General features: G+C 33.6%; 43 protein-coding genes. 4 read left to right on the top strand and 39 right to left on the bottom strand.

Going from position 1 to position 21912, the window contains the following annotated elements:
• Nucleotides 1-10: 10 nt before the first annotated feature.
• The 35 genes from KA878_RS05910 to KA878_RS06080 form a co-directional block, all read right to left on the bottom strand.
• Nucleotides 11-1189 (bottom strand): phage major capsid protein, encoded by a 1179-nt coding sequence (locus KA878_RS05910; protein WP_210142092.1) that lies wholly within the window; start codon nucleotides 1187-1189, stop codon nucleotides 11-13.
• A 64-nt stretch (nucleotides 1190-1253) separates the two neighbouring features.
• Nucleotides 1254-2108, bottom strand: a complete 855-nt coding sequence (locus KA878_RS05915) for a head maturation protease, ClpP-related (RefSeq protein WP_210142093.1) — start codon at nucleotides 2106-2108, stop codon at nucleotides 1254-1256.
• On the bottom strand, nucleotides 2101-3246 hold the full coding sequence (locus KA878_RS05920; protein ID WP_210142094.1) for a phage portal protein: 1146 nt from the start codon (nucleotides 3244-3246) through the stop codon (nucleotides 2101-2103). The genes KA878_RS05915 and KA878_RS05920 overlap by 8 nt, the downstream gene beginning before the upstream one ends.
• Before the next feature lie 19 nt (nucleotides 3247-3265).
• Nucleotides 3266-4927 (bottom strand): terminase TerL endonuclease subunit, encoded by a 1662-nt coding sequence (locus KA878_RS05925; RefSeq protein ID WP_210142095.1) that lies wholly within the window; start codon nucleotides 4925-4927, stop codon nucleotides 3266-3268.
• The gene (locus KA878_RS05930; protein ID WP_210142097.1) at nucleotides 4924-5283 is read right to left on the bottom strand and encodes a hypothetical protein; all 360 of its coding nucleotides are present in this window, start codon (nucleotides 5281-5283) and stop codon (nucleotides 4924-4926) included. Before KA878_RS05930 ends, KA878_RS05925 begins: the two co-directional genes overlap by 4 nt.
• Before the next feature lie 216 nt (nucleotides 5284-5499).
• Nucleotides 5500-5826, bottom strand: a complete 327-nt coding sequence (locus KA878_RS05935; RefSeq protein WP_210142099.1) for an HNH endonuclease — start codon at nucleotides 5824-5826, stop codon at nucleotides 5500-5502.
• 117 nt (nucleotides 5827-5943) lie between these two features.
• On the bottom strand, nucleotides 5944-6378 hold the full coding sequence (locus tag KA878_RS05940) for a hypothetical protein (RefSeq protein ID WP_210142101.1): 435 nt from the start codon (nucleotides 6376-6378) through the stop codon (nucleotides 5944-5946).
• Between the two features lie 13 nt (nucleotides 6379-6391).
• Entirely contained in the window at nucleotides 6392-6580 is a 189-nt protein-coding gene (locus KA878_RS05945) for a DUF1514 family protein (protein WP_210142103.1), read from the bottom strand.
• Nucleotides 6580-6762 (bottom strand): transcriptional activator RinB, encoded by a 183-nt coding sequence (gene rinB / locus KA878_RS05950; protein ID WP_210142105.1) that lies wholly within the window; start codon nucleotides 6760-6762, stop codon nucleotides 6580-6582. Before rinB ends, KA878_RS05945 begins: the two co-directional genes overlap by 1 nt.
• A complete protein-coding gene (locus tag KA878_RS05955) occupies nucleotides 6755-6973 on the bottom strand; it encodes a DUF1381 domain-containing protein (protein ID WP_210142107.1) in 219 nt (72 codons plus the stop codon). The genes rinB and KA878_RS05955 overlap by 8 nt, the downstream gene beginning before the upstream one ends.
• 36 nt (nucleotides 6974-7009) lie before the next feature.
• Entirely contained in the window at nucleotides 7010-7525 is a 516-nt protein-coding gene (locus KA878_RS05960; protein WP_210142108.1) for a dUTP diphosphatase, read from the bottom strand.
• Complete coding sequence (locus KA878_RS05965) at nucleotides 7518-7709, bottom strand: hypothetical protein (RefSeq protein WP_210142109.1); 192 nt, start codon at nucleotides 7707-7709, stop codon at nucleotides 7518-7520. Before KA878_RS05965 ends, KA878_RS05960 begins: the two co-directional genes overlap by 8 nt.
• Nucleotides 7710-7994, bottom strand: a complete 285-nt coding sequence (locus KA878_RS05970) for a hypothetical protein (protein WP_228480598.1) — start codon at nucleotides 7992-7994, stop codon at nucleotides 7710-7712.
• Complete coding sequence (locus KA878_RS05975; RefSeq protein WP_193839483.1) at nucleotides 7987-8316, bottom strand: hypothetical protein; 330 nt, start codon at nucleotides 8314-8316, stop codon at nucleotides 7987-7989. The genes KA878_RS05970 and KA878_RS05975 overlap by 8 nt, the downstream gene beginning before the upstream one ends.
• Nucleotides 8316-8732, bottom strand: coding sequence for a hypothetical protein (locus KA878_RS05980; protein WP_193839484.1), 417 nt, complete (start codon nucleotides 8730-8732; stop codon nucleotides 8316-8318). Before KA878_RS05980 ends, KA878_RS05975 begins: the two co-directional genes overlap by 1 nt.
• A 180-nt stretch (nucleotides 8733-8912) precedes the next feature.
• Complete coding sequence (locus KA878_RS05985) at nucleotides 8913-9554, bottom strand: N-6 DNA methylase (protein ID WP_193839485.1); 642 nt, start codon at nucleotides 9552-9554, stop codon at nucleotides 8913-8915.
• Nucleotides 9551-10018 (bottom strand): nucleoside 2-deoxyribosyltransferase, encoded by a 468-nt coding sequence (locus tag KA878_RS05990; protein WP_228480597.1) that lies wholly within the window; start codon nucleotides 10016-10018, stop codon nucleotides 9551-9553. The genes KA878_RS05985 and KA878_RS05990 overlap by 4 nt, the downstream gene beginning before the upstream one ends.
• A 2-nt stretch (nucleotides 10019-10020) precedes the next feature.
• Nucleotides 10021-10404: a DUF3310 domain-containing protein gene (locus KA878_RS05995; RefSeq protein ID WP_228480613.1), complete on the bottom strand. Its 384-nt coding sequence runs from the start codon at nucleotides 10402-10404 to the stop codon at nucleotides 10021-10023.
• 82 nt (nucleotides 10405-10486) lie between these two features.
• Nucleotides 10487-10738 (bottom strand): hypothetical protein, encoded by a 252-nt coding sequence (locus KA878_RS06000; protein ID WP_193839487.1) that lies wholly within the window; start codon nucleotides 10736-10738, stop codon nucleotides 10487-10489.
• Nucleotides 10713-10883, bottom strand: coding sequence for a hypothetical protein (locus KA878_RS06005; RefSeq protein ID WP_210142110.1), 171 nt, complete (start codon nucleotides 10881-10883; stop codon nucleotides 10713-10715). The genes KA878_RS06000 and KA878_RS06005 overlap by 26 nt, the downstream gene beginning before the upstream one ends.
• Nucleotides 10884-10887: 4 nt before the next feature.
• A complete protein-coding gene (locus tag KA878_RS06010) occupies nucleotides 10888-11067 on the bottom strand; it encodes a hypothetical protein (protein ID WP_210142111.1) in 180 nt (59 codons plus the stop codon).
• The gene (locus KA878_RS06015; protein ID WP_210142112.1) at nucleotides 11060-11470 is read right to left on the bottom strand and encodes a DUF1064 domain-containing protein; all 411 of its coding nucleotides are present in this window, start codon (nucleotides 11468-11470) and stop codon (nucleotides 11060-11062) included. Before KA878_RS06015 ends, KA878_RS06010 begins: the two co-directional genes overlap by 8 nt.
• Nucleotides 11471-11474: 4 nt before the next feature.
• Entirely contained in the window at nucleotides 11475-11720 is a 246-nt protein-coding gene (locus KA878_RS06020) for a hypothetical protein (protein ID WP_210142113.1), read from the bottom strand.
• A 147-nt stretch (nucleotides 11721-11867) separates the two neighbouring features.
• Nucleotides 11868-12638, bottom strand: coding sequence for an ATP-binding protein (locus tag KA878_RS06025; protein ID WP_210142114.1), 771 nt, complete (start codon nucleotides 12636-12638; stop codon nucleotides 11868-11870).
• Between the two features lie 12 nt (nucleotides 12639-12650).
• Nucleotides 12651-13370: a helix-turn-helix domain-containing protein gene (locus tag KA878_RS06030; RefSeq protein WP_210142116.1), complete on the bottom strand. Its 720-nt coding sequence runs from the start codon at nucleotides 13368-13370 to the stop codon at nucleotides 12651-12653.
• A complete protein-coding gene (locus KA878_RS06035; protein WP_210142118.1) occupies nucleotides 13367-13606 on the bottom strand; it encodes a helix-turn-helix domain-containing protein in 240 nt (79 codons plus the stop codon). The genes KA878_RS06030 and KA878_RS06035 overlap by 4 nt, the downstream gene beginning before the upstream one ends.
• A 27-nt stretch (nucleotides 13607-13633) precedes the next feature.
• On the bottom strand, nucleotides 13634-14269 hold the full coding sequence (locus KA878_RS06040) for an NUMOD4 domain-containing protein (protein ID WP_210142119.1): 636 nt from the start codon (nucleotides 14267-14269) through the stop codon (nucleotides 13634-13636).
• A complete protein-coding gene (locus tag KA878_RS06045; protein WP_210142136.1) occupies nucleotides 14270-14935 on the bottom strand; it encodes a putative HNHc nuclease in 666 nt (221 codons plus the stop codon).
• 5 nt (nucleotides 14936-14940) lie between these two features.
• Nucleotides 14941-15483 (bottom strand): NUMOD4 motif-containing HNH endonuclease, encoded by a 543-nt coding sequence (locus tag KA878_RS06050; RefSeq protein WP_210142120.1) that lies wholly within the window; start codon nucleotides 15481-15483, stop codon nucleotides 14941-14943.
• A 12-nt stretch (nucleotides 15484-15495) separates the two neighbouring features.
• Nucleotides 15496-15906 (bottom strand): single-stranded DNA-binding protein, encoded by a 411-nt coding sequence (locus KA878_RS06055; protein ID WP_210142121.1) that lies wholly within the window; start codon nucleotides 15904-15906, stop codon nucleotides 15496-15498.
• Nucleotides 15899-16540, bottom strand: coding sequence for a Sak single strand annealing protein (locus tag KA878_RS06060; protein ID WP_210142122.1), 642 nt, complete (start codon nucleotides 16538-16540; stop codon nucleotides 15899-15901). Before KA878_RS06060 ends, KA878_RS06055 begins: the two co-directional genes overlap by 8 nt.
• Nucleotides 16533-16790, bottom strand: a complete 258-nt coding sequence (locus KA878_RS06065) for a DUF2483 family protein (protein ID WP_053017295.1) — start codon at nucleotides 16788-16790, stop codon at nucleotides 16533-16535. The genes KA878_RS06060 and KA878_RS06065 overlap by 8 nt, the downstream gene beginning before the upstream one ends.
• Nucleotides 16765-17013 (bottom strand): hypothetical protein, encoded by a 249-nt coding sequence (locus KA878_RS06070; RefSeq protein ID WP_210142123.1) that lies wholly within the window; start codon nucleotides 17011-17013, stop codon nucleotides 16765-16767. The genes KA878_RS06065 and KA878_RS06070 overlap by 26 nt, the downstream gene beginning before the upstream one ends.
• 75 nt (nucleotides 17014-17088) lie before the next feature.
• On the bottom strand, nucleotides 17089-17262 hold the full coding sequence (locus KA878_RS06075) for a hypothetical protein (protein ID WP_169301152.1): 174 nt from the start codon (nucleotides 17260-17262) through the stop codon (nucleotides 17089-17091).
• Nucleotides 17259-17579, bottom strand: coding sequence for a DUF771 domain-containing protein (locus KA878_RS06080; RefSeq protein ID WP_210142124.1), 321 nt, complete (start codon nucleotides 17577-17579; stop codon nucleotides 17259-17261). Before KA878_RS06080 ends, KA878_RS06075 begins: the two co-directional genes overlap by 4 nt.
• Nucleotides 17580-17637: 58 nt before the next feature.
• Here KA878_RS06080 and KA878_RS06085 point away from each other — a divergent pair, with 58 nt between their 5' ends.
• On the top strand, nucleotides 17638-17841 hold the full coding sequence (locus KA878_RS06085) for a hypothetical protein (protein ID WP_210142125.1): 204 nt from the start codon (nucleotides 17638-17640) through the stop codon (nucleotides 17839-17841).
• Here KA878_RS06085 and KA878_RS06090 read toward each other — a convergent pair.
• From KA878_RS06090 to KA878_RS06100, 3 genes are read right to left on the bottom strand one after another with little or no spacing between them, the layout of a single operon-like run.
• Nucleotides 17822-17983, bottom strand: coding sequence for a hypothetical protein (locus tag KA878_RS06090; protein ID WP_193839502.1), 162 nt, complete (start codon nucleotides 17981-17983; stop codon nucleotides 17822-17824). The genes KA878_RS06085 and KA878_RS06090 overlap by 20 nt on opposite strands.
• 37 nt (nucleotides 17984-18020) lie before the next feature.
• Nucleotides 18021-18899: a helix-turn-helix domain-containing protein gene (locus tag KA878_RS06095; protein ID WP_210142127.1), complete on the bottom strand. Its 879-nt coding sequence runs from the start codon at nucleotides 18897-18899 to the stop codon at nucleotides 18021-18023.
• Nucleotides 18900-18929: 30 nt separating this feature from the next.
• On the bottom strand, nucleotides 18930-19169 hold the full coding sequence (locus KA878_RS06100) for a helix-turn-helix transcriptional regulator (protein ID WP_019469756.1): 240 nt from the start codon (nucleotides 19167-19169) through the stop codon (nucleotides 18930-18932).
• A 139-nt stretch (nucleotides 19170-19308) separates the two neighbouring features.
• Here KA878_RS06100 and KA878_RS06105 point away from each other — a divergent pair, with 139 nt between their 5' ends.
• From KA878_RS06105 to KA878_RS06115, 3 genes are all read left to right on the top strand, one after another.
• Nucleotides 19309-19929, top strand: coding sequence for a LexA family protein (locus KA878_RS06105; protein ID WP_193839503.1), 621 nt, complete (start codon nucleotides 19309-19311; stop codon nucleotides 19927-19929).
• Nucleotides 19930-19978: 49 nt separating this feature from the next.
• The gene (locus KA878_RS06110; RefSeq protein WP_228480594.1) at nucleotides 19979-20677 is read left to right on the top strand and encodes a hypothetical protein; all 699 of its coding nucleotides are present in this window, start codon (nucleotides 19979-19981) and stop codon (nucleotides 20675-20677) included.
• An 83-nt stretch (nucleotides 20678-20760) separates the two neighbouring features.
• Nucleotides 20761-21729: a DUF6414 family protein gene (locus tag KA878_RS06115; protein WP_210142129.1), complete on the top strand. Its 969-nt coding sequence runs from the start codon at nucleotides 20761-20763 to the stop codon at nucleotides 21727-21729.
• Here the strand turns inward: KA878_RS06115 and KA878_RS06120 are convergent.
• The gene (locus KA878_RS06120) at nucleotides 21712-21888 is read right to left on the bottom strand and encodes a hypothetical protein (protein WP_193839506.1); all 177 of its coding nucleotides are present in this window, start codon (nucleotides 21886-21888) and stop codon (nucleotides 21712-21714) included. The two genes, KA878_RS06115 and KA878_RS06120, sit on opposite strands and share 18 nt — an antisense overlap.
• Nucleotides 21889-21912: the final 24 nt, after the last annotated feature.

A 21912-nucleotide genomic window follows, 5' to 3' on the forward strand; every position in this document is an offset into this window, starting at 1 on the left:
CACCCCGTTTCTATGCTTGAGCTTTACCGTCTGTAGTGCCACCAGCTGGTGTTGAAGTACGAACTGCAGTAGATAATTTCAAGTCATAAACACGAGATGCGTTATTATCTGCAGGTTGTGCATAAGCAAACGTTTTAGCAGTGTATAAAATACAATCTTCTAATGCTAAAGTTTGGTCGAATTTTTTCACTGTTAATCCGCCACCACGTACTGCATCATAACGATCTGATACAAAAGCTACTAATTTATTAGCAGGTACGAATTCAGAAGTTACAATTGATACGTTGTAAGGTAAAACAGTTACAAAACCACCATTGGCAGTTAAATAAGTGTATCGAGCTTGGATATCCCAAGAATCTTGTGGATTAACAACTAATACAACTTTTCCATCAATTTTTACTGGTTTACCATCTTCTTTAACTGATAAGCCTTTTAATACATCCTTTAATTCATTCACAGTAGTATCTGCATCAGCAAAAGTTAATGTGCCTGATGATGTTTTATCTACAACGCCGCCGTTACTTTGAATATCTTTCATTAAACCAACTGGTTGGTTTTTAGCAGCACCTTCACCAGTTAAGAATCCTGCTTCTAATGCTACTGAAATAGCTTCTTCAATTTGAGTACGAACAAAGCGCTCAACCCAATTTGGTCCAAACATTGTTAAATCGTCAGGTACAACTACAAAACAAGTTAATTTAGATTGTTTGAATTCTTCTTCGTTGAAAGCAGCATCTAATTGGCCTTTAATTTCGCCAAAGATTTTACCCCAAACTGCTTGACCTGTTGCGTCAGCTTTAATGATACGAGTAACTAAGCCTGCATTTTGGATGTTGATTTTAGAAAGTAATGGATGTTCGGTTGATAAGTCATCAAATACACGTTCAATAACTGTTTCAGGTAATAACTTTTCTTCTTTGTAGCCAACTTCAGTATTGATTTCGTTGAAGAATTTACGTTCTTCAGAAGTTAAAGGCGATTGTGAACGTTTTGCTAAAATACCATTATCAACCACACGGTTGTTTACTTCAGCAGAGATTTCATCTCTTAAATCATTTGATAATGCATCGAACATCTCACCAAATGCTTTTGATTGTTCTTCATCAGAAGCACCGTTTTGTACTAATTCTGCAAAATGTGCTTTATGATCTTGATAGCTTTTTAATTTGTCTTTGACCTTAATAGTCATATATAAATTCCTCCTTAAATTAATGCATAAAAAATAGCCGTTAGTTTCTATTACTAATAGCTAGTTAAAATGCGAACCTTTTAAATTTGTTGTTTTGTGGTGGTGTAGGTTCTTTCTTTTCTTCTTCACCTTCACCATCTTCGCCTTTTTCTAATTTATCAAGACGAGATTTGATGTTTTTAATATCGTTTTCGACATCTGCTACACGTTGTTCTAAAGAATCATCACTTGATGGTTCCTTAGGATCTTCTTCCGCTTCATCAATCATAGCTGTGATTGTTTGTAATTGTTGCTTAAGCATTGCAACATATTTAGTGTCTTTCACGTTATTGACCCCCTCCTTATTTTTATCAATCGATTTACGAGATGATTTTTCATCTGCAAAACCTTTTTTAATCGCTTCATCTGCAGTAAACCAGGTCTCGTTTGTAATCAGATTAATAATCTCATCACGGTCTAAACCTGTTCGTTCTTGATAGATATCAACAATTGATGTATCAATCGCATTCAAAGCGTTTAAGGTTTTTTGGATGTCTGATTTGTTGCCAAAAGCCATTGTAGAAGCTTCATGCACCATCATATTCGCGCCTGTACGAATAATAATCTTATCTGCTGCCATTGCTACTAAAGATGCAGCACTTGCAGCTAATGCAGTAACTTCAATAGTGATATGATTTGAAAGCGATTTGAGATAGTTATAAATTTCAATTCCTTCAAACACATCACCACCGCCAGAATTTAAGCGAATGATTATATCTTTGTCTACATTATCAAGTGAGTTTTTAACAGCCTTTGAAGAAATACCATCTTCAAAAAACGGAAAGTTAGCAATAGTACCTGACAACGTTAAAATGTGCTTGTTATTCTTAGTTTCGTTTCTAAAAACTGGCGTGACATTTCTTACAATCGGATTACCCATTATTAGTCTCACCCCCTTCTGTTGATGAAACTGATTCGTAGTTTTTAGTTAATACGTATTCATCTAAATGTTCATCATCTCCAGGTTCATCACCAAGCATGACGCGTATCTGATTACCAGTATATGTACCAGAAGAACGTAACTTATCAATGGCTTCTGCTAATTCAATTGGATTTTTCTTATCTATACCGACAATTTCAATACGTTTGTTATCTTTTAAGTATTCATCTTTAAAGAATAATTTAGCGTTTAACTCACGCTCTAATTTCTTAGTTAACGGTTTGAAACAGAATTTGTTAGTTGCTTCAATTGCTTTTTCTAAGTCTGCATTTTCGCCTAGAATTAGAGAGGGTGATACACCGACAATGCGTGCAATATAGATGAGAATATCTTCTATTGCTTGTCGTAACTCTTTGAAATCTGAACCATTCGCACTAGAATTATTTGTTGAATGTTCTTCGTATTCTAAACCTTTCGTTAAAGGTACAACTGCAACTTGATTTTTTTCAAAGGTATTAAAAATCATATCAATATAATCTTGGATGGATTTCGTAGACAACGTTGTACTATTCACATTCAAAATACCTCGTATTTGATTTTTCTTGAGCTGCATATTCAACATACGACCGAATACTTCACCATAATCTTCAAATAGTCCTAATGAAAATTTATCTAACTTTTCATTGGCATATTCTAAATAAACAACATCATCCATTGAAAAGTAGCGATTATATTTATAATCATTAACCATAACTGAATTAAAACGATGTGGTAATAGTCCTAATTCTGTTTCATGTTCGAAGTCATCTGCCACATATAAATAATCATCATCTGATTTAATGATTAAAGCTTCGTTATCGACAAGAAGTTTATAAATAAATTTTTGCCAAAACTGTGTAGCATTTTGATTAGGATTAGGTCGAACATTTAATAAATAGTACATATCATCTTTAGTGACATGATCACTTTCTTTCACTCTAAATTCAGACTGAGCGATTGTCCTTGCTACATACTCAACTACCACATTTAAAGCCATTCTTTTAATATAAGCTTTTGAACTTGTTTCTTGTAAAAGTTCTAAGTCATACATCCATGAAATCTCTTTATTTTTTTGAAATATCTTATCAAATAGTCCCACAACTTACTCCCTCCTTCCTTTAAAATCTCAAGCCCCTTAACAGATTGATTTCTTCTTCTAAATTAGAATCTTTTAAATCATCTGCTCTATACAATGCATGTATAAGGGCTTGGAAACCATCAGTTTTACGTCTTATTGGCTCTTTCTTTTCATACTCTTTATTACCGTCCTTGCGTATCTTAACGGCTACATTTTGCGTGTACCAACGCATTAGAGGGTTATCACCAAAGATAAGATGATGTTGTGCGAACATATCTTCAACTCTTGGTGCAAGTAATGATTGAATTGCACGAGTGTTTTTTATTACTTCATATTCGATGCCTGCATCTTCAAACAACGGTCTAAGTAAGTCCATACGGAAGTTATCGGCTACGATTTTTTGTAATCCATAATTCTTTTGTGCTTCAATAAACCAATCAATTATATGTTTAGGATTTATCGTTGGCTCATCTACAATAGTAAGCAAGCCTTTTTTCTCCCATTCGTGAATAGGTGGTTTTAATTTATATTTATCAAGGAATTCCTTTCTAGCGAATGAATGAGTTTTCCAAATATAATCATCACCAGATCTAAATAGTAAACCGACTGCTGCAAAGTCTTTTAAACTTGCATAGTCAAGACCACCAATACATTCATTGTTTTCAAGTGGGGGTATAGGTCGATTTGTAGCCATTATGTCATCCCACGGTGCTACAACACTTTGTGTGTCGGTTTCAGGCATGTTCATTCGTTTAGTCATAAATTCTGGTCGGTTAGATGGATTAAATTGAAGTCCTAGATATTGTTGATGCACTTCTTTAAATAATTGAGCGCCATATTCACTTTTAGGGTTTTCAAACATTGGATTTGCCTTTTCCCAAAGTTCCGGTTTATCTATTTCTTTTTTGTCATCGATTTTGCAGATGAAAGGAAAAAGTCTATCTTCTGGATTAATACCTTTTAAGACATTTTCCGCTCTATCTTTTAATCTATCTAAAAAACCTTCTCTTACATATCCGTCTGTACCTATGTAGAAAGTACGAGGATGAGCAACTTTACCTAGTCCACTTCGTTTGATGTTAATAATTGTATCTTTTTCATAAGCGTGTACTTCATCAAAGAAAATACAACCTTCACGAGCGCCATCTTTTGTTTTTTCATTAGAAGTATCAAATAAGAATTGTGATTTAGTGCTTGTACCTTCCACATAAACTTTACTTAAATAAAAAGGGTTATTAGGTCGTTCGCCTGTAATATATAAGTTGTTACTTTCTATCATTTCATAGATTTCTCTAAAACTTACTAACGCTTGTTTCTCACTATTAGCTACAACCGACATATTATATTTAGGAATACCGTGCAATGGTGTCATGAAGAACGCTGCTAACGTACTAATATATCCATTTTTACCGCCACCACGAGCCATTGAAATGAAAAACTCTGAAAAGTAAGGTGTCTTGGTATCGTTCTCGTATAAGAAAACAAAACATGAAATGAATTTTTGAAAATCCTGTAGCTTGAAAAACCATTTCTCACTAAATTTGATGTAATCTTCTATTTTCTGATTATCAAAATATAAATCATCACGATGTAAGATGTTATCTTCAAGGAAAGAAACAAGATCTGCACGTTCATCATTAAAAATTACATTGCCTGATTTATATTTTTCTATATAGTCTGTAACATGTTTAGGTATCTTCATGTTAAATCAGGTCCTTTCGCTTGTTCTTGTCTGCGTCTTTCTTCGGCTTTTCTTTCTAAATGGAATGATTTCTCTAAAGCTAACAATGAACCATTCACTTTATTCTTCTCTGCTATTGCAGGATTAGGTTTGATATACTCTTGTGAAGCATTTTTCACTACTGTAATTGGTCCAGGCTGTTCGATATAAACGTCTAACGCGTAAAACAATTTAAGTAAGTTGGTATAGCGTTCAACTTTCTCAACTTCTATATCATTATCTGTATCTATCTGTTCCATTAAGTAATCTTCAGAAGCGTTAATTCGTTTAATTTGACTAGCTGTTAATTTATCTTTGAGGTATTTATCCTTTTTCAAGACCCTCCCCCCCTTTGCTCATTTTTTTATTTTTTTATTTTTTCGAAATGTCAGGCCCCCTTACGTATCTTTTTGATGAATAAATCTGCGGAGTTGACCCAAGCGCCGGTTTCCGTGATTCCTTTTGTGGTGCGATTATTTTACCCGGGGGTATTTGACACTTTTTACACTTTTTTATTTTTTGAATTAAATAACATTTTTATACAATTTTATTTTTTACCACTGTTCATCGTTGAATTTGTTTTTTCGATTATTTGGATTATGTTCAAATCTGCCATGCCTTTTATTATGATGATACTTACATAAGGTTCTTAAGTTACTTAAATCGTATGCAAGTTCTGGTTGCTTTTCTAATTCAATAATGTGGTCAACTTCTAGTGATTGTTTCTGATTAATCGTCAATCTACCTTCTGCATTGCACATCACACATTCATAATGGTCACGTGCTAACACCTTCAGTCTTGTCTTACGCCATTTGGCATTTGAATAAAAACCTTTGTTCTTGGTTCGTTGTTCTATATAATCTGCATATGATTTGCTCATCTCTGTTACTCCAAACAAAAAGACACAACACTAATGTGCTGTGCCTGTGTAATCATTATCGTATATCTATATTATAAATCTGTTTATATATTGATTGCACATTCCCTTCGATGTCTTCTATCTCTTCGATGTCTTCTCATTATCGTAGTGTCCTTGTTGTGCATCCATGTATACATTGACTATCTCATTAATGCATGCATAGAACTTAGAGTCACTATTAATCTCCATTAAATCTTTAATAGTCTTATGCTGCATATTAAGCTTAAGCATTTGAAGTATGTGGAAATTCTTCTCATCTGTAATGTACTCTTCATACTTATCTATAAACTCTATCTTATTAAGTAGCTTAAGGTTGCGTCTATACTCTCTATTCCTATTCAGTACCTTAACTAACACCTTATCACCTGTACCACCTTTAGCTTTAGGCATCACTGCTTCTATGCCATATTGTGCTATTGAAGTACTATTTGCATCATACACCTGTGACTCTATGATGTTACGCATCCACTTATAATCATTGATCATCTTCTTAACTTCATTACGTGTGTACAAATGATTACCTCCATTACTTAAACTGTTTCTTCGCTCTCTCTATCTCACGTTCAATATCTTCTATATCACTTTCTCTTACAAACTTACTAAAGAGATATACGTTGGTGTATTTCAGTGCATCTAACTCCTGACGTAACACTGTGTTGTTGCCTATCACTATGAGTAGAAGTATGCCGAGTATAATAGTTAATGCTATCCACACTACTCACTCACCTCCACCCTAATTTTATTCAAATCAATCTGATCCCACTCACTAGCAAAGCCTTTAGGTGCAGTATCAACATCATCTACACTCTGCAACTTCACGATAAGTTCGTTAGTTAGATATTTACTAAGTTCATACATTCCGATGATGAACCATATTTTTAGTATGCGTTTAATCATTCCTATCACCTAGCTTTCTTGACAAATTTTTCATAACATTACCTAAAACTCTAAACCTTTCTTTAATCTTGTTAGCAGTATGTCTTAGTTGTGCCTGCTCTTTACTATTCGCTTCTACAATATAAATCTTCTCATTCTCTCTAGGTTCTTCTACATTGACATGCACATAACCTGTGCTATCTGTGAATTCTCTGATTAGGTATTGTTTCACTTCCCTAGCACCTCTTTTACTTTTTCTAGTATGTCCTTAGTACCCTGTACTTCCAAACCCGTCTGTCCCTCTCTCTGACACATAACTAAACTCCTCTACTTCTTTTAACTCTGGTGTCCAAATAGGTACGATAACAAGTTGAGCTAGTTTGTCGCCTTTGTTGATTTTGTAAGTACCAAGTCTATATGTTTCCTTTCCATTTGTTTTAATATAGTAATTTTCTAAACCCTTATACTTAGCCTGACGTAAATTAGGTATTCTCGGTAAATCATCATTCTTAATATTAATCCTCATATTTCCCTGAAAACCTGCGTCTATCTTGCCTGTTTCAATCACTAAATGTGTTTTACTACTTACACCACTTCTTGATGTTAATAGCCCTACATACCCCTCTGGAATGTTCACAGCTATGTCTGTTCTAATTGTTGCTTTCTCCTGTGGCTCAAGTATTACTGTTTCTGCTGCAAAGATGTCATACCCTGCATCTAAGCGTCCACGTTCTGGTTCAGTTGCGTCTTTCGATAACATTTTGAACTCTAATGTGTTAGTCATTTTTCATTCTCCCTTTTTCAACATCTAACATAGTTTGTCTTAACATTAATCCAGTACGTTTTATTCTTTCATTTGATATTTCCGGCTCATACGCAGATAAGTCAGGTTCTAACTCTCTACGTTTTTCAAGCAGTCTTGTGTATTCTTTGCTTAACGCTATTAAAGTATCTAATGTGTTAGTCATTTATTGTTCCTCCTTAAATTTGAAATACTCTTCGAATTCATATTCATCTGTAAAGTAATATTTTGGTGTTCCGTGACCACTAGGATTTATCCAAATCATGTAACACGGATAATTAATAAAAGATAAAGTAGCAATAAGTAACTTTTTGTTAGGAAATATAAAAAAACAATTTGTTTCTTTTTGTACTTGTTCAACATTGTTATCATCAATGTAAATTGCTTTTAAATTTTTATTTTTAACTGTGTGATGTTTCTTTAACTTTTCAATCGTTTGCCACTTACTCATCACTACCACGCTCCAAATCTCCCAATATTTGATCTAATAAGAATAAGCATTGATTTAACTCTTTATTTTTTATAGCTTGTTCAATTTCAGTTGTATAAAAATTGCTAATAAAATCAAACGCCTCTGCCTTCCTTTTCACTTCTGCCATATCATCGATTATCTTGTCACGTTCTTTTGATACATCATATAAATTACCTTCTATTTCATAACTTAATTTAATCTCTTTATTCAATTTTTCTTCCAAATCTATATTGCACTTGCGCAATTTCTCAAGATCATCAAGCAATGCGTTATAACTTTTTTGTGATAATGTTACTGTCATTACACCATAGCACCGTCCTTCCACAGTAAAGTCATCGTCATATCATCATTAAGCATGTAAAAAGCAACAGTATATTCGTTTTTCACTTCTGCAATAGTGTGGTTACCGTACATATAAGATTTTAATATTTTTAAGTCTTTCCAACCTTTCTCTTTTGAAGGTATTGCATTTCTAACTTCTAAAAGTCTAGAAATTGCCGTTTCCTCCGTAATTTCTTCTTCAATTTCGACCGTGAAAGTTTCATAAGAAGGGATAAAACGATACTTACATTCAATTCTAGGTTCTCCGATATCATTAAAATATACCGACACATTTTCGTTATGAAATTTTTCTTCAGTTTCATAATTATGTGCCGTCATACCCCACGCGAGTAACTCCGGTAAATTCATTTGTTTTTTAACTTTAATCTTTGGCATTCCTTACACACTCCCTGTTCATATCCTTACTTTCTCTCGGTACTCGCATTGTTACATGTACATTTGTCATACGAATAACAAAACCTTCAATGCCCATATCCTTTAGTTCGTGCTGAACTTCGGTAGGCGATTTACCTTTTGTTTGATATTTGTATGTCTGTTTTACTGTTTCGCTTAACTTTAGGACACTAGCCACGCTGGTACACCTTCTGTCTGTCTAATATCTGGGTATTTATGCTCTACAAATTTAATATTAAGCTCTTTCTCGATATCTTCTGTATAAGGTAATCTATTCAAACTACTAAAGCCTAAGTGGTCGTTAGCATCGTTTTGTATAAACCATGCGCCATATGCCTCTCTAGTAAGCACATCGCATTGAACAACTACGCCATTCATTCCACGAATAAGCATATTGAATAGTAAGAAAGGAATAGTACGATCGCTTAATTCTTCTGCTGTATAGAAGTACATTCTAGGCTCATAATCAAAAGGCGAGTGTTTCATTCTATCCTTATTCCATTTCTCAATCACAATGCCACCTGTACCTGCTGCTGGCTCGTAGTAATCGCCTTTACTGTCTGCTACCATTTCCACAAGTAATTTGCTAATTGATTGCGGTGTAAAGTCTTGCTTGTGTTTCTTACGATTAGCATGTTCATCTTGAAAGTATTCATGAAACCAGTCATAATTGACGTCTTTATCAAACGCCTCGAGAAACTCCATAAATATTTTGTTACGTTCTTCTATATCGCCATACAGGATATCCATAATACGCTGTGGTGCTTTGTAACTGTCATTGATGTTTAAAATTTTGTTAATCATTCTTCCACCAACTCCTCACATATCTCATCAAACGTTTGAATACCTCTACTATCAGTGATATCCATAATTACGCCATACACATATTGATTGATGCTGAACTCTGCTCGGTCCTGCTCGTCTGAAATATGTCCTGTACCTTGTCTGATATCGGTACATTGAACATAGATCTTAATATCATTCTCACTTTCTTTTTTAAGACGCTGTGCGTACCCCATTTCGCAAATTGTCCCTTGTGCATGAGGTAAGTAGTCGAATATCATTACATCGCTTGTTTCCATGCCTAATGTGTCATTAAACACAATACGTTCTGCTAGTTTATCTTGATTAGCATTTGCTTTATCGTTGATGTCTTTATCGTCATGTGGTGCGTACACTTTAAAGCCTAATCGTTGTAACTCTTGCTTCTCCCACTCACGACGCATTTGTTGCCCTATGCTAAGCATATCGCCACCTAAATAGATCATTGTTAGTCCTCCCATTTCTCAAATGCACGATTTAAATACCAACGTGCTTTATCTAAATCTTCTTTACCATTCTTATGATTAGCACGACTGATATATTTAATTGCGTTACCAATCGCAAATGCTAATTCTGGCTTGTAGTTCTTTGTTACTTGCTCAATGTAATCAATGACTTCAATATCACCGTAAGTGTAATGTTTCGGTTTATTTACTACATCTTGTTCTTCCTGCATATCCACCTTACGTGTGAACGGCTCGTTTACTCTGATAAAATCATCATTATCTGTAAGTGTGAATTTATAACCACCTGCATTCTCTACCTCTGCATACCAAACTGTTTTTAATAGTATTTCTTTTGCATACACACGATTGACTATGGCCGTTTGCATAGCAGTAATACCTTTAAATGCCGCTTGAAACTGAACAATATTGTCTACTTTTAAATCAATTATTCTTACATTTTCCATTCCGCTACCCCCTCTGTACATTGCCGTATTGATCTGTCTTGACTTTAACCACAAGATTATTTTGTACTAGATTTTTAAAGTATCTAGTGTTCACTCTGTGCTTAGCAACCTCACGTTCTGCACGTTTAGCCCTAGCAATACGTTCTTCTCTACGTTTACGTTTCAACGCTCTTTCGTGTCTAAGTTTAGCTTGCTGTATCTCATACAACTGCTTAGCTGTTAATTGCTTTTCATTTCTTTCGTACATCTGCACCATATTCATATACTCCTTTACCATGTATTAATTCTGGTCCACGTAAACCTTTTGCATAACGTTTCCTAACTGTGCTATCTGATACATCAAAATATTTATATACATCACACAATCTGTAACGTTTACCGTTTAAATTCACTTTTATCATGGTGTCACTTCCACCCCTCTGATATAACGCTAAGGTTTTCTACTTTTTTAATATCTAAGTGTTTGTCAAATTCGTTTGGGTACTTCTCTGCCATCTCAAGCACCTGCTCTTCCGTCTGCTTTTCGTTATCCGGAATAATGTAAGCGGTGCCTTCGATTTTGAATGTAACTGCTAATTTAGACATTTCTCTTCAACTCCTTCTTACGCTCCCTGCGTACTTTGCTTAATTCTTCATACGTTATCCATTCTTGACCTGTATATTTAGGCGCTTTACATATCCATGTGAGTTTTACTTTTGGATATTTATGTCTAAACATTTTCGCTTTCAACTTCGCTACTTCTGTTGGCATTCCTTTTACGTCTATCACTTCGACTAGCACATCATCTTTGAATAGTGCAAAGTCTGCGATATATTCTGTTTTACGTTGCTTATCGAGTTTAGGTATTAATTCATATCTAGGTTGCAACTCGATACGATCATATCCCTTACCTAAGTTACGTTCTAAATATTGGTAGTAGTCGCATTCGATTTTGCTATCGAACACGACACCTTTATATTCAACTTTCTTAGCATTGTATTTACTCACGTTGTCACTCCCATAGAAAATCATCTATTGTTGTCTGCTGTTTCAGTTCTTCTCGTCTGAACAGCTTATGTTTTCTTTTCATCTTCGCTAATTCTTCTTTTGTCACATACTGCTTAAAATGTTTATCAGCCATTCCACCTAAGTTGGTTAAGTTGAAAGTGCCATCATCTCTAGGCAGCACTCTCAACATTTTCCAACCGTCACTTTCGAACAGGTCATAAGCATTAGGTTGATTTTCTCTAAGGCCCATATTCAACCAAAGCCTCCCTCACACGACGTTCTGCAAGTTTCTGGAAGTATATATCCTCCAACTTGTCTTGGTCGTCCTGTGCGTATTCTATGAGTTTCTGAGCATACACATCTGAACACTCAAGATTTAGTTTGATGTCATCTATCGTTACCATGCGTCACGTCCTCTGAAATCTTCTCCCAACACTCGAACCGTTCTCGCATTTTGTTTCATGCGTGAGTTGATCCGTTGCCAGTTCATATTTTGATTTAATTCTTTATCGCTAAAGTTAGTAGTAAAGATGTTATTCTTGCCTACTCTGTTATCTACGATTGAAAATAGTTTGTTTAATGTGTGTTCAGTGTTTTCTACACCCACATCATCAAGTACGAGCAAATCAATGCTGCTTAGTAACTGCACTAACTCATCTGTTGTTTCAGTAGCGTTACGATTGTACGTTGCTTTGATACGTTCCATAAGCATTGGTATGTGCATAAAAGCTACTGAATACCCTTGCTGTTTAATTGCCTTTGCTATGGCATAAGCTAAATGGCTTTTTCCAGTACCATACGAGCCTTGTAGTATTAACGACTTAGGTTTATCTACCGAAAAGCCTTTAACATACTCTATCGCTGTATTCTTAGCTTGTATTTGATGATTATTTTGAGGTTGATAACTATTGACTGTCGCATCACGTAAAGACGCATTCACATTAGATTGATTAAAGATACGGTTGAGATATTTCTCTTTTCTTTCCGCTCTTTCTTTTTTTCCTATTTCAATCAATTCACATTCACAACCATGTCTAAATTCTTTGCCATTACTAAATTTGTAATAGTCGTAGGTATTACCACATCTTTCACATTTTAGGTTATGTTCTTCTTCTACAATGTTTCGATTAGGCTTGATATTCCTTGCTAAACTTCCTAATGATTGCATGTCTTATCACTCCTAGTCCCAATAACTTTCGTCATACTTCATTCTGTTAAGTTGATCCATGCCACTAGGTTGTAGTTCTTCGCTAAAGTCATTTAAATAACTTTCTTGTGATAGGAAGGTTTTAGGGTACTTTTGATATTGTTTATCTGTAATTGTTTTTAGATATTCTCTAGTCCCATTCATAATGGTGTCGAATCCATGTTTTTTAAGTGCTGATTTGAATAAGCTAAATGCTTTCTTCTTATCTAGCTTTTTATCGTAAAGTTTCCACCATTCCTCAAAGCGTTCACGCGTAACGTCAGTTGCGCTATTATTAATTGTCTTACTGTTACTTGTAATACTGTTATTTGTAATACTGTTATTTGTAGTGGGTTGACTGTCGACCGGTCGGTCATAGGCGGGTCGGTCATCGACGGGTCGACCATTAGCCTGTCGAGGACTATGGAACAATGTGTATAAATTACTTCCGTAAATATTCTTAGTCTGCTTCCTATCAACCATTAAATAACCGTTGTTAATCAGCTCGTTTTTCGCTCTTAGAAATCGGTGTTTACCAATACCTAATTCATGTTTGATTAAATTTACACTAGGAAATGCACTTTCATCTGCACCAGCATAAGCTGATAAATAACTGTACAATGCTTTAGCTTCTATACTGATATTTCTATCTTTCATTACTCTTTTAAATACAAGTCCGTAACCAGTAATACTAGTTTTTACTTTGTCACTCATACTTCATCACTTCCATACAATATCCACTCTGGCGTAGTGTTGAATTCCTCTGCCATTCTTCTAATTGTTTTCATTGGTGGTAACTGCGCTCTATTTTCCCAACGACACACAGCTAATCGTCCTACACCTAAACGCTCACCAAATTCAGATTGGAGCATATTAGCATCTAATCTTATTTCGTTTATGCGTTGAGCAATTTTCATTCTATCCTCTGGTTTAATCATTATTGATCGCATTTATTTTCTCTCCTTTCAGCATAGCGTTTAAGAAATGTCTTTTAATATTCTGCCTACCGTCGTTACAGAAAGGCCTGTTTTAATAGATATTTCTTTGTTAGTTATTTCTGGATCATTTTTGTAGATAGCTTGAATCTCATTTATGATTTTTTTATTTATAATTTTCGGGTAATTTCCTGTTCTTTGCTCTTTTAATTCAAAACCATTTTTTAGTAAAAGTTTTTTCAAATCACGCAAATCCACGTGATATTTTTTAATTAATTTTGTTAAGTTAAACCCTTTACCATAATCGTTTATAATATCGTTTTCGAATTTTTGAATATTAGTGAGTTTTATCTTTGATGCAAATACATGTCTGCAATTATCTCTGGAGGTAACGTATTCCAAATTTTCTAATTTATTGTTATGTTTATCTCCATCTATATGATTGACAGTTAATTTTGACTCGCCCATGAACGCTAACATTACAATTCTATGAATTGATTTAGTTATACGACAATTATCTTTCGATAATGTTATAGCTAAATAGCCATTAGGCCTTTTTTGAGGTTTCAAAACCCTTTCGTCAGGAATATATTTACCTTTCAGTCGCTTTATTCTCCCCAAATTACTAGCTTGATAATAACCCTCATAACCTGGTATATCTTTCCAAATTTCTTTCATCTAACTACGCCCCTTTAACATATCGTTTAACCTTCTATCTACTGAAAGCCATGAATTTTCAAGATGATGTAATTTATCAAAGGTTTCTACTCCCATATCATGCTGCGATTGATGATGTTCTCTACATAGACACAGCACTTCATAACCGTAATGATCCATTTTTCTACGATTAGCACCTCTACCTATCGCTTTATGGTGCGCTAGTTCTCCACGTTTGCCACAGATAACGCAGTTGCGATTGACCGTCGACCAATATAGAAATGCTTTATCATTTTTGAGTAAGTCGCTTGTTTTGTAGTTAAGTGGGATATTGTTATGGAATATCCAGTCCAATGTAACCTCGATAATTCGGCTTGCTTGTGTACGTGTGCAATCACTTAATGAGATGCGTTTATCGTAGCCGTATAAAAACGTTACATAATCTTGAAACATCTCTCTCATATATTCTCGGGGTTGACCAGTATGCGATTCTATATCATTACAAAGTGCAAATATTTTTCTTCGTTGTTTATCTGTAACTTTGAAAGGATCTTGTATTTTTAAGTCCGTCTCCACTTTGATTCCATTATCTATTAACAAAGTTTCTTTATTATCCAAAGAAACATTTCTCAACAACACATCGAAATTTCCCTCGTCATTCTCTTTGTATTTAGCAATGTATTGCATGAACGTCACATTCTTTCCGCTAAATAATAGTTGCCATTTATATCTTTAGGACAAGTTTTGTTTCTTAAATGTCTGCCAACGCACGCTTGAGCTCTACCTATAAATTTTGAGGCTTCACGTTGGGTTGGAAATTCAAAAACTTTACCATCTTTAATACGGGTCAACTTCACCTTATAAGAATTTTTTCTCAATCCTGTACGACAAGCGTGTAGGTTGTTTTCAGCAATTGTGCACCATTCAAGATTTTCAACATTATTATTTCTAGGGTTACCATCTTTATGATTTATATATTCCTTCCCTTCGATTTTTGGGATAAATGCATAAGCAACTAAACGATGAACCCAAAAATCATGTGATTTGTGGTTTTTCCACAGCGAAACTCTTTTATGAGGCCTTTTATTTCCTTTTCCTTTTAATATTTTAGGTTTCAAAACTCTACTTGAACCATCTTTTCTAAAACTTCGGTATTGTAACCGTCTAACTTCACCTTTATTACTAACTTGATAAATTCCTTCAAATCCTTCAATGTCTTTCCAAATTTCATTCATTTAATCACCTCATCAGAAAGGAAGTGTAGAATCGTCTATATCATTGATACCATTACTAAACGGATTATTCCCTGCTGGTACTCGTTGCTGTTGAGGTTGGCCGTTTTGTTGATTACTACCTTTGCTATCTAAAAATTCAATTCTGTTAGCAATCACTCGCACTACTGAACGATTGTTTCCTTCTTTGTCTTGAAATCTATCTTGTTTCAAGTTACCTTCAATTAAAATTTTGCTACCTTTACCACAGTAGTTATTAAGTAGTTCAGCAGTTTTACCGAATGCTACGATGTCAAAAAATGATGTGTCGTCTTTTTTGAATGGGTTATCTACTGCTAACGAGAAGTTAGTTACTTGAGTTTGTCCTGCTTGCTTTAGTTCTAAATCTTTAGTAATACGTCCTGTCAAAATAGTTAAATTAGTCATTTGTATTCTCCTTATCTAATTGTTTTAGTCCTGCATCTAATTTTTGATGCGCAACTGCTATATCTTTTTGAGTTACATTGTTAATATTTTGAATACCTAACCAACGCATTGTTTTATCAAGCGTTGCATCTCTACCTTTTTCTTTTGATAGTGTTACGAATTGTTTAATACGCTCTTCTAAATCTGCAACATCACTATCATTTACATCTGGCCCTTCTTCACCTAAATATAAGTAGTTGCCTAGTCCAAACTTAGCTGCACATTTAACCATGCATCGCTTAGTTGCTTTGTTAATATCAAATATCGCAGTAGCACTACCAACCGTTACTGGTTTATTTCTGTAATCTAAAACTGGCAACCATTCACGTTTAGTTACACCGAACACTGTTAATTCGACGCATACCATGTACCCCTCATTCGTTTTAAGGTAAGGTACGAAAAAGTTTTCGTTATTACTATCTGGATAAGGAAATTCAATTACTCTCTCTGTATAATTTGGATCTTCTTTAGTTAATTCTTGTTGTACATACGCCCACGATAAGTAATTTAAATTTTGTTTTTTCTCAACATGCGCACTTACATCTCTACTGTTTAATTCTCTAAACTTATCTGAGAAGCTAGGTTGTTCAGCCATCGTTTACCTCCTCCAAATCTTCAAAACTGTATACTTTACGTGTTTCTTTCGTTTCGATTGTTGATACTTCAATCAAGTGTTTATCCCAGTCAATGTCTATATCTTGCAAACCATCGAATTTACGAGCATTACGTCTTAAAGCATTGTAATTAGCATATTCTTGAGCAGTAGGTTTATTAGTGATCCAGCGTCCAAAGTAATTATCTTTAATGCGATACTCTACTTCACAATTTAATATTGGCTCTTGCATTCACATACTCCTCCAATCGTTTATCCGCCCTGTCTGCTCTAGCATCTGCGCTTTGATACATCTTGATATAATGATTGATACTGTCATTCAAAGCATCTATATGTTCGTTTGCAGTATCTAATTGGCGTTGTAAATAACCATTTTGCAGACTAACTAGCGTTAAATCGCCCCTATCTTTAAGTAGGTTGTTATATTCTTTTAAAGATATAGTTACCTCTTGCACGATTAGTCCTCCTGTTATATTATTAATATGAATTTTATTTAATATGTGCTTGACTGTTTGCTATTGGCGTAGCACTCAGTCTTTTTTTACGTAGTAACAAGTGTCAAAGAATAAATAGGTTAGCATAGCTACTAACAATGCAATTGCAGCTGCATTAGTGATAAACACATTTAATGCGATTAATAATAGAAAGAACACTGCAATAAACATAAAACCTGTTAGTACAAACGTTTTATCGTCATTTGTCATTTCTTCATCCCCTTATGAATTTCTTCAAAATGTTCGTCGATGAAATTGCTCATCTTTCTAGCGTTAAATCTCCAACGATTTAAACTTTCATCTGGATAATGTGCGATGCCTTGCTTTTTGAGTAATTTCTCAAACTTAGGATTGAATAGTAATCTGTCTTTGATAGTTTCGTCAGATGACATTTTCAATTTGCGTTTCAATTCTTTTAAGTCCCAAACTGGATCTAGTGAATAACTTAATAACTCGTCGTATTCATCTTTAGCGACAAGTACGTGTGTTTCGGGTATTGGTACAGATACGGTTAAAGTTTGCGTCATCTTAGATACTCCTTTCGTGTATAATGTCGTTATCCCTTAATGAAGGGAGGTGTTGCCTATGGCTAAAAAGTCAAATGTTTCTATTGATTTTGATGAAAAACAATTTGATAAGGACTTTCGAAAAGCTTTGGATAAACAATTAGCTAAATTTGATAAGAAAATGAAATGTCCAGCTTGTGATAAAAAAGCGACTTTCAAATTCAGAAATTATAAAGCTAATTGTCCGAAGTGTGGGGTTGAGATTACTCTAAATCGAAAGTAATTTTAAATTGATCTAATTTATCAAAATCATCTTTTAAAACTGCAATGTCTTTTTGAATTGTCTCCAGCAATTCATCTAATTCATTGCGGTTTGTTATATTGACTTTTAATTCAATTCTGTTTTTCTTTTTACGTTTGAACATTCCATTTCCTCCTTTAATTTGTTTGTTCGATTGTGGGTTAAAATATATCTTCGAAAGTTTTTCCGAAAAACTCACAAAGTTTTTTTATTTCACTCAATTTAAATTCATTAGCTCCACTTTCTTTTTTAGAATATGAGGCCTTTGTTATTTGTAGTAATTTTGCTAATTCATTTTGATTAATCTTCATTGACTTTCTTAAATTCCAAAGTTTATTTTTTTCTACTGGATTATATCTAGATTTAGGAGATTTAGGTTTGTAACATCCTTTTTTATAAGCGTCAGACTTTTCGATGCCTCTTTTAATTAACTGCTCAACCCTTTGTCTTGTAACTCCCATTTCTTTAGCAATTTGTTCGTAAGTCATTGATTCAAGCCTCAAATTTACGGCTCTAAGTTCTTTGTCAGTTAAAATAGAAGTTTCTACATCAGACACTGTATTATAAATTTCTAAATCTCTTTTTATTTTATTTTCAATTCTTTTACTATTAATTTTGCATTCTGAACAAACGCCATCTTTACTCATTGTTTTGTTTGTGCAAGTAATGCATTCTTTTGCTGTTTTTAACGTTGGCACAAGACCAATTTTATAAGCATGTTCAACATTTTCTTTTGCAGTAACCCATTCCAAATTTTCAAGTTTATTATTTCTAGAATTTCCATCTATATGATTTACTTGAGGTTTATTTTCAGGATTGGGTATAAAAGCTTCTGCTAATAATCTATGAACATAATAATGTCTTTGCTTACCGTCTTTATATGCAGTTACTGCCAAATACTTTTTGTTACGAGAAATACCAAATGGTTTACATTTTTTTCTGCCATGTTTAGTGTTTCTATATATTTCTCCAGTAGCATGCACTTCAAATAAGCCGTTTTGAACAGTTACAACTGTTCTTAATAAATTAGGTTCTCCCATCAAACCCCTCCTTTATCACGTAATGTGATATTAATAATTAAAAAAAATATCTTCTATGCTAACGTCAAATGTGTTAGCTAAAATTTCCATTTCATAATCGTTGAATGGATATTTACCTTGCTCTTTTTGTTCGTATTGTCTACGCTGCAAACCGATTAAACTTGCTACGTAATCAGTGGTAAATTCTTCAGATAGTCGTAATTTACGCAATTTGGTTTTAGGTTTTAAATATTTTTCTTTAAGCATTTTCTTTTTATCTGTTGCCGTCATTTATTATCACCTCCGATGACTGTATATAAACTATATCACGTATCGTGATACATTTCAAACTTTTTTTATCACAATTTGTAATATTTTTATTGTTTCCTTATTATAGATGTGATATATTTATCTCAAGGAGTGATACCAAATGAGTAAAAATGTAATAGGAAAAAGAATAAAAGAACTTAGAAAACAGAAAAAAATAACTCAAACTGATTTAAGCAAATTGACTGGTTACAAACAAAATACTATTTCATCTCATGAAAATGGAACTCGTGGTATTGACGAAATAGACATCATGAATTATTGCAAGGCTCTCGGTGTGACTCCGACAGACTTATTTCAAAAAGAACCACAACCTCAACTCGAAACCCTGCCAGTCAAAAAGATTCCAGTAGTCTCAAAAATATCTGCAGGCTTACCTATATATAGTGAAGAAAATTTAATTGATTACATATACTTTGCTACTAACAAACTTAATTCAGATAAAGAAGAATTTGGTTTAAAAGTGTCTGGCGATAGTATGGATAAGATTTTCCAAGACGGCGATATCGTTGTGGTAGAAAAAGACTCTGTTGTTGAAAATGGTCAGTTAGGTGTCGTTATGATTAATGGCTATAACGCTACTGTTAAACGTATTAGATACAACGGCGACCAAATTATATTAATTCCAGAATCTAATAATCAAAGTCATTACCCACAAGTTTATGGAAAAAATGACGAAGTAAAAATAATTGGTAGAGTTGTAGCAAGTCAAAAACTATTTTAATAAATGTCCTAGTGACGCTTTAATATAAATATATAAAGGAGCAACAAAAATGAAATTCAAATTATTAGGAACGGCTATATTATCATCAGCACTATTATTAACTGCATGTGGTCAAAGTGAAGACAATTCTAAAAAAGAGCATGACAAAAAATCTGAAAGCAAATCCGATAAGAAGTCTAATGATCCAAAGAAAAATAAAGACACGTCAAAAGATAAAGATAAAAAGAAAGAAGATAAAGAAAAATCTTCTAATGAAGAGAATCAAAACAATCAGGAACAAAAATCTACTGAATCGAACAATCAAAAAGTTGACTTGTCTAATATCAAAGATAGAAGCACATTAGAATCTGTTATATACGGTAATTACAGCGAAGAACAAAAAATACAAGCTTACAATAGCGCAGTAGCCAACAGTGTGATCCCCCAAGGTAACGTTATGGAAGGTCCAGCTAGTGCAGCTTATGAAAGCTCTTTAAAAGTTGAAAACGGTCAAGAAAAATCAGTATATGATAATTCTAATTCTTCTGAATCAACTCCTGGTACAGACGCGGGAATGATAGATTATGACGAAGTTGATAAACAAATAGAAGCTGATAGAAAAGCACAAGAAGAAAAAGAAGCTAAACTTCAAAAAGAATATTTTGATCTATCAGATAAAATGTTTGAGGAAGATGTAAGCGACGAAGAATATGAAGCAATGGAAAAACGTCAAAATGAAATATTAGATGAAGTTGAACCTATTAATTAAAATTCACTACTGCAATTATGCTATTACGTTTGAGCCGTTGAGAGTATATGGATATAAAAATATTAAATGAAGGGAAATTCATAATGAAAGATTTTATTTACCTGGACACAGATGCTGTTTCAAGTATTTCTGCACAACTATTTGAAGGAAATATACTTGAACTTATCGATGAACAAACTGAAAATAAAGGTGAGAATATTACTGATAGTTTTGGAACAGATGAGAAAAAAACAACGGGTGCAAAAGCGAGTTTGCCTGGAGCTAGCTTGGATGGAAAAAATGAAAATCAAACATCTGAAAGAAAAGCTATTGAATTTTTAAATAATGAAACCTTTAAAATCGGAGTAAAGAAAGTCTATGATGATTTTTTGTATAATAAAGTTTATGATGTCCTAGAAAAAGAGGGCAATATTTTGGATTCTAGCCAAGCAAATTTATACGACTTCATAAAAATAGAGGGTGAGTATGAGTTTTACGACATAAATACTATTGGCAATTTTTTCTCAGGAGATTTGTTATTCAGACTATCTTTTTATGACGAGGCTGAAAATTATTTTCCGGAAATAGAAGATATTAAAAAGAATGTCAACACTGCTAAAAACATATTGAATAAAAACAAGTCAACAAAAAACACAATATTCAATAATAAAGTAGAAGCAGAGAATTATCTTGATAATTACGAAGCCGCTAAAGTATTTAAAGGTTTAGGTACCTTAACTTCACATATAAAAAATTATCTAAGGGATAAAGTGATATTAATCAAGGATAATCAGATTTTGATTGGGAATAAAAACAATTTGAGAATTGATTCGGAAGCTCTTATTTTAATTAGTAGCGTTAGTGTTGAAGGTTTAGGCAGAGTTTTAAAAACAGATTTAACCATAGATGGAAGAAACATTATGTCTAATAGCGCAACTGCATTGCATAAAGTAGTTAATAAAGGTCTTCCTGAATTAATTTTATCTATAACCAGCCCAATTTTAGGATTAGAAAAAGACACTTATGATATTATCCATCCGATAGGATTAGAATTTTCAAAAGTGTCTAGATAATTCTTTTTTTACATGATTTTGAACATCACTAATTTTAGTTTTATCTCTATGCAATTCAATTTTTTCTTTCGTTTTATTAAAGTTTTCACGATGATTTTTAGACATACTTTTCCGCTCTATTTCAGTTTGTTTAATTTTATCTTTAATTAAACCAAGCATTATCATCACCACCATTTTTATTTA

Source organism: Staphylococcus sp. GDY8P57P (assembly GCF_017892585.1).
GTDB classification, from domain to species: domain Bacteria; phylum Bacillota; class Bacilli; order Staphylococcales; family Staphylococcaceae; genus Staphylococcus; species Staphylococcus borealis.

What these genes read in the sequence shown, in the direction of transcription:
- KA878_RS05910 (WP_210142092.1), bottom strand. Translation starts at nt 1,189, where the DNA reads ATGACTATTAAGGTCAAAGACAAATTAAAAAGCTATCAAGATCATAAA.
- KA878_RS05915 (WP_210142093.1), bottom strand. Translation starts at nt 2,108, where the DNA reads ATGGGTAATCCGATTGTAAGAAATGTCACGCCAGTTTTTAGAAACGAA.
- KA878_RS05925 (WP_210142095.1), bottom strand. Translation starts at nt 4,927, where the DNA reads ATGAAGATACCTAAACATGTTACAGACTATATAGAAAAATATAAATCA.
- KA878_RS05935 (WP_210142099.1), bottom strand. Translation starts at nt 5,826, where the DNA reads ATGAGCAAATCATATGCAGATTATATAGAACAACGAACCAAGAACAAA.
- rinB (WP_210142105.1), bottom strand. Translation starts at nt 6,762, where the DNA reads ATGATTAAACGCATACTAAAAATATGGTTCATCATCGGAATGTATGAA.
- KA878_RS05960 (WP_210142108.1), bottom strand. Translation starts at nt 7,525, where the DNA reads ATGACTAACACATTAGAGTTCAAAATGTTATCGAAAGACGCAACTGAA.
- KA878_RS05965 (WP_210142109.1), bottom strand. Translation starts at nt 7,709, where the DNA reads ATGACTAACACATTAGATACTTTAATAGCGTTAAGCAAAGAATACACA.
- KA878_RS05970 (WP_228480598.1), bottom strand. Translation starts at nt 7,994, where the DNA reads ATGAGTAAGTGGCAAACGATTGAAAAGTTAAAGAAACATCACACAGTT.
- KA878_RS05975 (WP_193839483.1), bottom strand. Translation starts at nt 8,316, where the DNA reads ATGACAGTAACATTATCACAAAAAAGTTATAACGCATTGCTTGATGAT.
- KA878_RS05980 (WP_193839484.1), bottom strand. Translation starts at nt 8,732, where the DNA reads ATGCCAAAGATTAAAGTTAAAAAACAAATGAATTTACCGGAGTTACTC.
- KA878_RS05985 (WP_193839485.1), bottom strand. Translation starts at nt 9,554, where the DNA reads ATGATTAACAAAATTTTAAACATCAATGACAGTTACAAAGCACCACAG.
- KA878_RS05990 (WP_228480597.1), bottom strand. Translation starts at nt 10,018, where the DNA reads ATGATCTATTTAGGTGGCGATATGCTTAGCATAGGGCAACAAATGCGT.
- KA878_RS05995 (WP_228480613.1), bottom strand. Translation starts at nt 10,404, where the DNA reads ATGCAAACGGCCATAGTCAATCGTGTGTATGCAAAAGAAATACTATTA.
- KA878_RS06000 (WP_193839487.1), bottom strand. Translation starts at nt 10,738, where the DNA reads ATGGTGCAGATGTACGAAAGAAATGAAAAGCAATTAACAGCTAAGCAG.
- KA878_RS06005 (WP_210142110.1), bottom strand. Translation starts at nt 10,883, where the DNA reads ATGATAAAAGTGAATTTAAACGGTAAACGTTACAGATTGTGTGATGTA.
- KA878_RS06010 (WP_210142111.1), bottom strand. Translation starts at nt 11,067, where the DNA reads ATGTCTAAATTAGCAGTTACATTCAAAATCGAAGGCACCGCTTACATT.
- KA878_RS06020 (WP_210142113.1), bottom strand. Translation starts at nt 11,720, where the DNA reads ATGGGCCTTAGAGAAAATCAACCTAATGCTTATGACCTGTTCGAAAGT.
- KA878_RS06025 (WP_210142114.1), bottom strand. Translation starts at nt 12,638, where the DNA reads ATGCAATCATTAGGAAGTTTAGCAAGGAATATCAAGCCTAATCGAAAC.
- KA878_RS06030 (WP_210142116.1), bottom strand. Translation starts at nt 13,370, where the DNA reads ATGAGTGACAAAGTAAAAACTAGTATTACTGGTTACGGACTTGTATTT.
- KA878_RS06035 (WP_210142118.1), bottom strand. Translation starts at nt 13,606, where the DNA reads ATGCGATCAATAATGATTAAACCAGAGGATAGAATGAAAATTGCTCAA.
- KA878_RS06040 (WP_210142119.1), bottom strand. Translation starts at nt 14,269, where the DNA reads ATGAAAGAAATTTGGAAAGATATACCAGGTTATGAGGGTTATTATCAA.
- KA878_RS06045 (WP_210142136.1), bottom strand. Translation starts at nt 14,935, where the DNA reads ATGCAATACATTGCTAAATACAAAGAGAATGACGAGGGAAATTTCGAT.
- KA878_RS06050 (WP_210142120.1), bottom strand. Translation starts at nt 15,483, where the DNA reads ATGAATGAAATTTGGAAAGACATTGAAGGATTTGAAGGAATTTATCAA.
- KA878_RS06055 (WP_210142121.1), bottom strand. Translation starts at nt 15,906, where the DNA reads ATGACTAATTTAACTATTTTGACAGGACGTATTACTAAAGATTTAGAA.
- KA878_RS06060 (WP_210142122.1), bottom strand. Translation starts at nt 16,540, where the DNA reads ATGGCTGAACAACCTAGCTTCTCAGATAAGTTTAGAGAATTAAACAGT.
- KA878_RS06065 (WP_053017295.1), bottom strand. Translation starts at nt 16,790, where the DNA reads ATGCAAGAGCCAATATTAAATTGTGAAGTAGAGTATCGCATTAAAGAT.
- KA878_RS06075 (WP_169301152.1), bottom strand. Translation starts at nt 17,262, where the DNA reads ATGACAAATGACGATAAAACGTTTGTACTAACAGGTTTTATGTTTATT.
- KA878_RS06080 (WP_210142124.1), bottom strand. Translation starts at nt 17,579, where the DNA reads ATGACGCAAACTTTAACCGTATCTGTACCAATACCCGAAACACACGTA.
- KA878_RS06085 (WP_210142125.1), top strand. Translation starts at nt 17,638, where the DNA reads ATGGCTAAAAAGTCAAATGTTTCTATTGATTTTGATGAAAAACAATTT.
- KA878_RS06090 (WP_193839502.1), bottom strand. Translation starts at nt 17,983, where the DNA reads ATGTTCAAACGTAAAAAGAAAAACAGAATTGAATTAAAAGTCAATATA.
- KA878_RS06095 (WP_210142127.1), bottom strand. Translation starts at nt 18,899, where the DNA reads ATGGGAGAACCTAATTTATTAAGAACAGTTGTAACTGTTCAAAACGGC.
- KA878_RS06100 (WP_019469756.1), bottom strand. Translation starts at nt 19,169, where the DNA reads ATGACGGCAACAGATAAAAAGAAAATGCTTAAAGAAAAATATTTAAAA.
- KA878_RS06105 (WP_193839503.1), top strand. Translation starts at nt 19,309, where the DNA reads ATGAGTAAAAATGTAATAGGAAAAAGAATAAAAGAACTTAGAAAACAG.
- KA878_RS06110 (WP_228480594.1), top strand. Translation starts at nt 19,979, where the DNA reads ATGAAATTCAAATTATTAGGAACGGCTATATTATCATCAGCACTATTA.
- KA878_RS06115 (WP_210142129.1), top strand. Translation starts at nt 20,761, where the DNA reads ATGAAAGATTTTATTTACCTGGACACAGATGCTGTTTCAAGTATTTCT.
- KA878_RS06120 (WP_193839506.1), bottom strand. Translation starts at nt 21,888, where the DNA reads ATGCTTGGTTTAATTAAAGATAAAATTAAACAAACTGAAATAGAGCGG.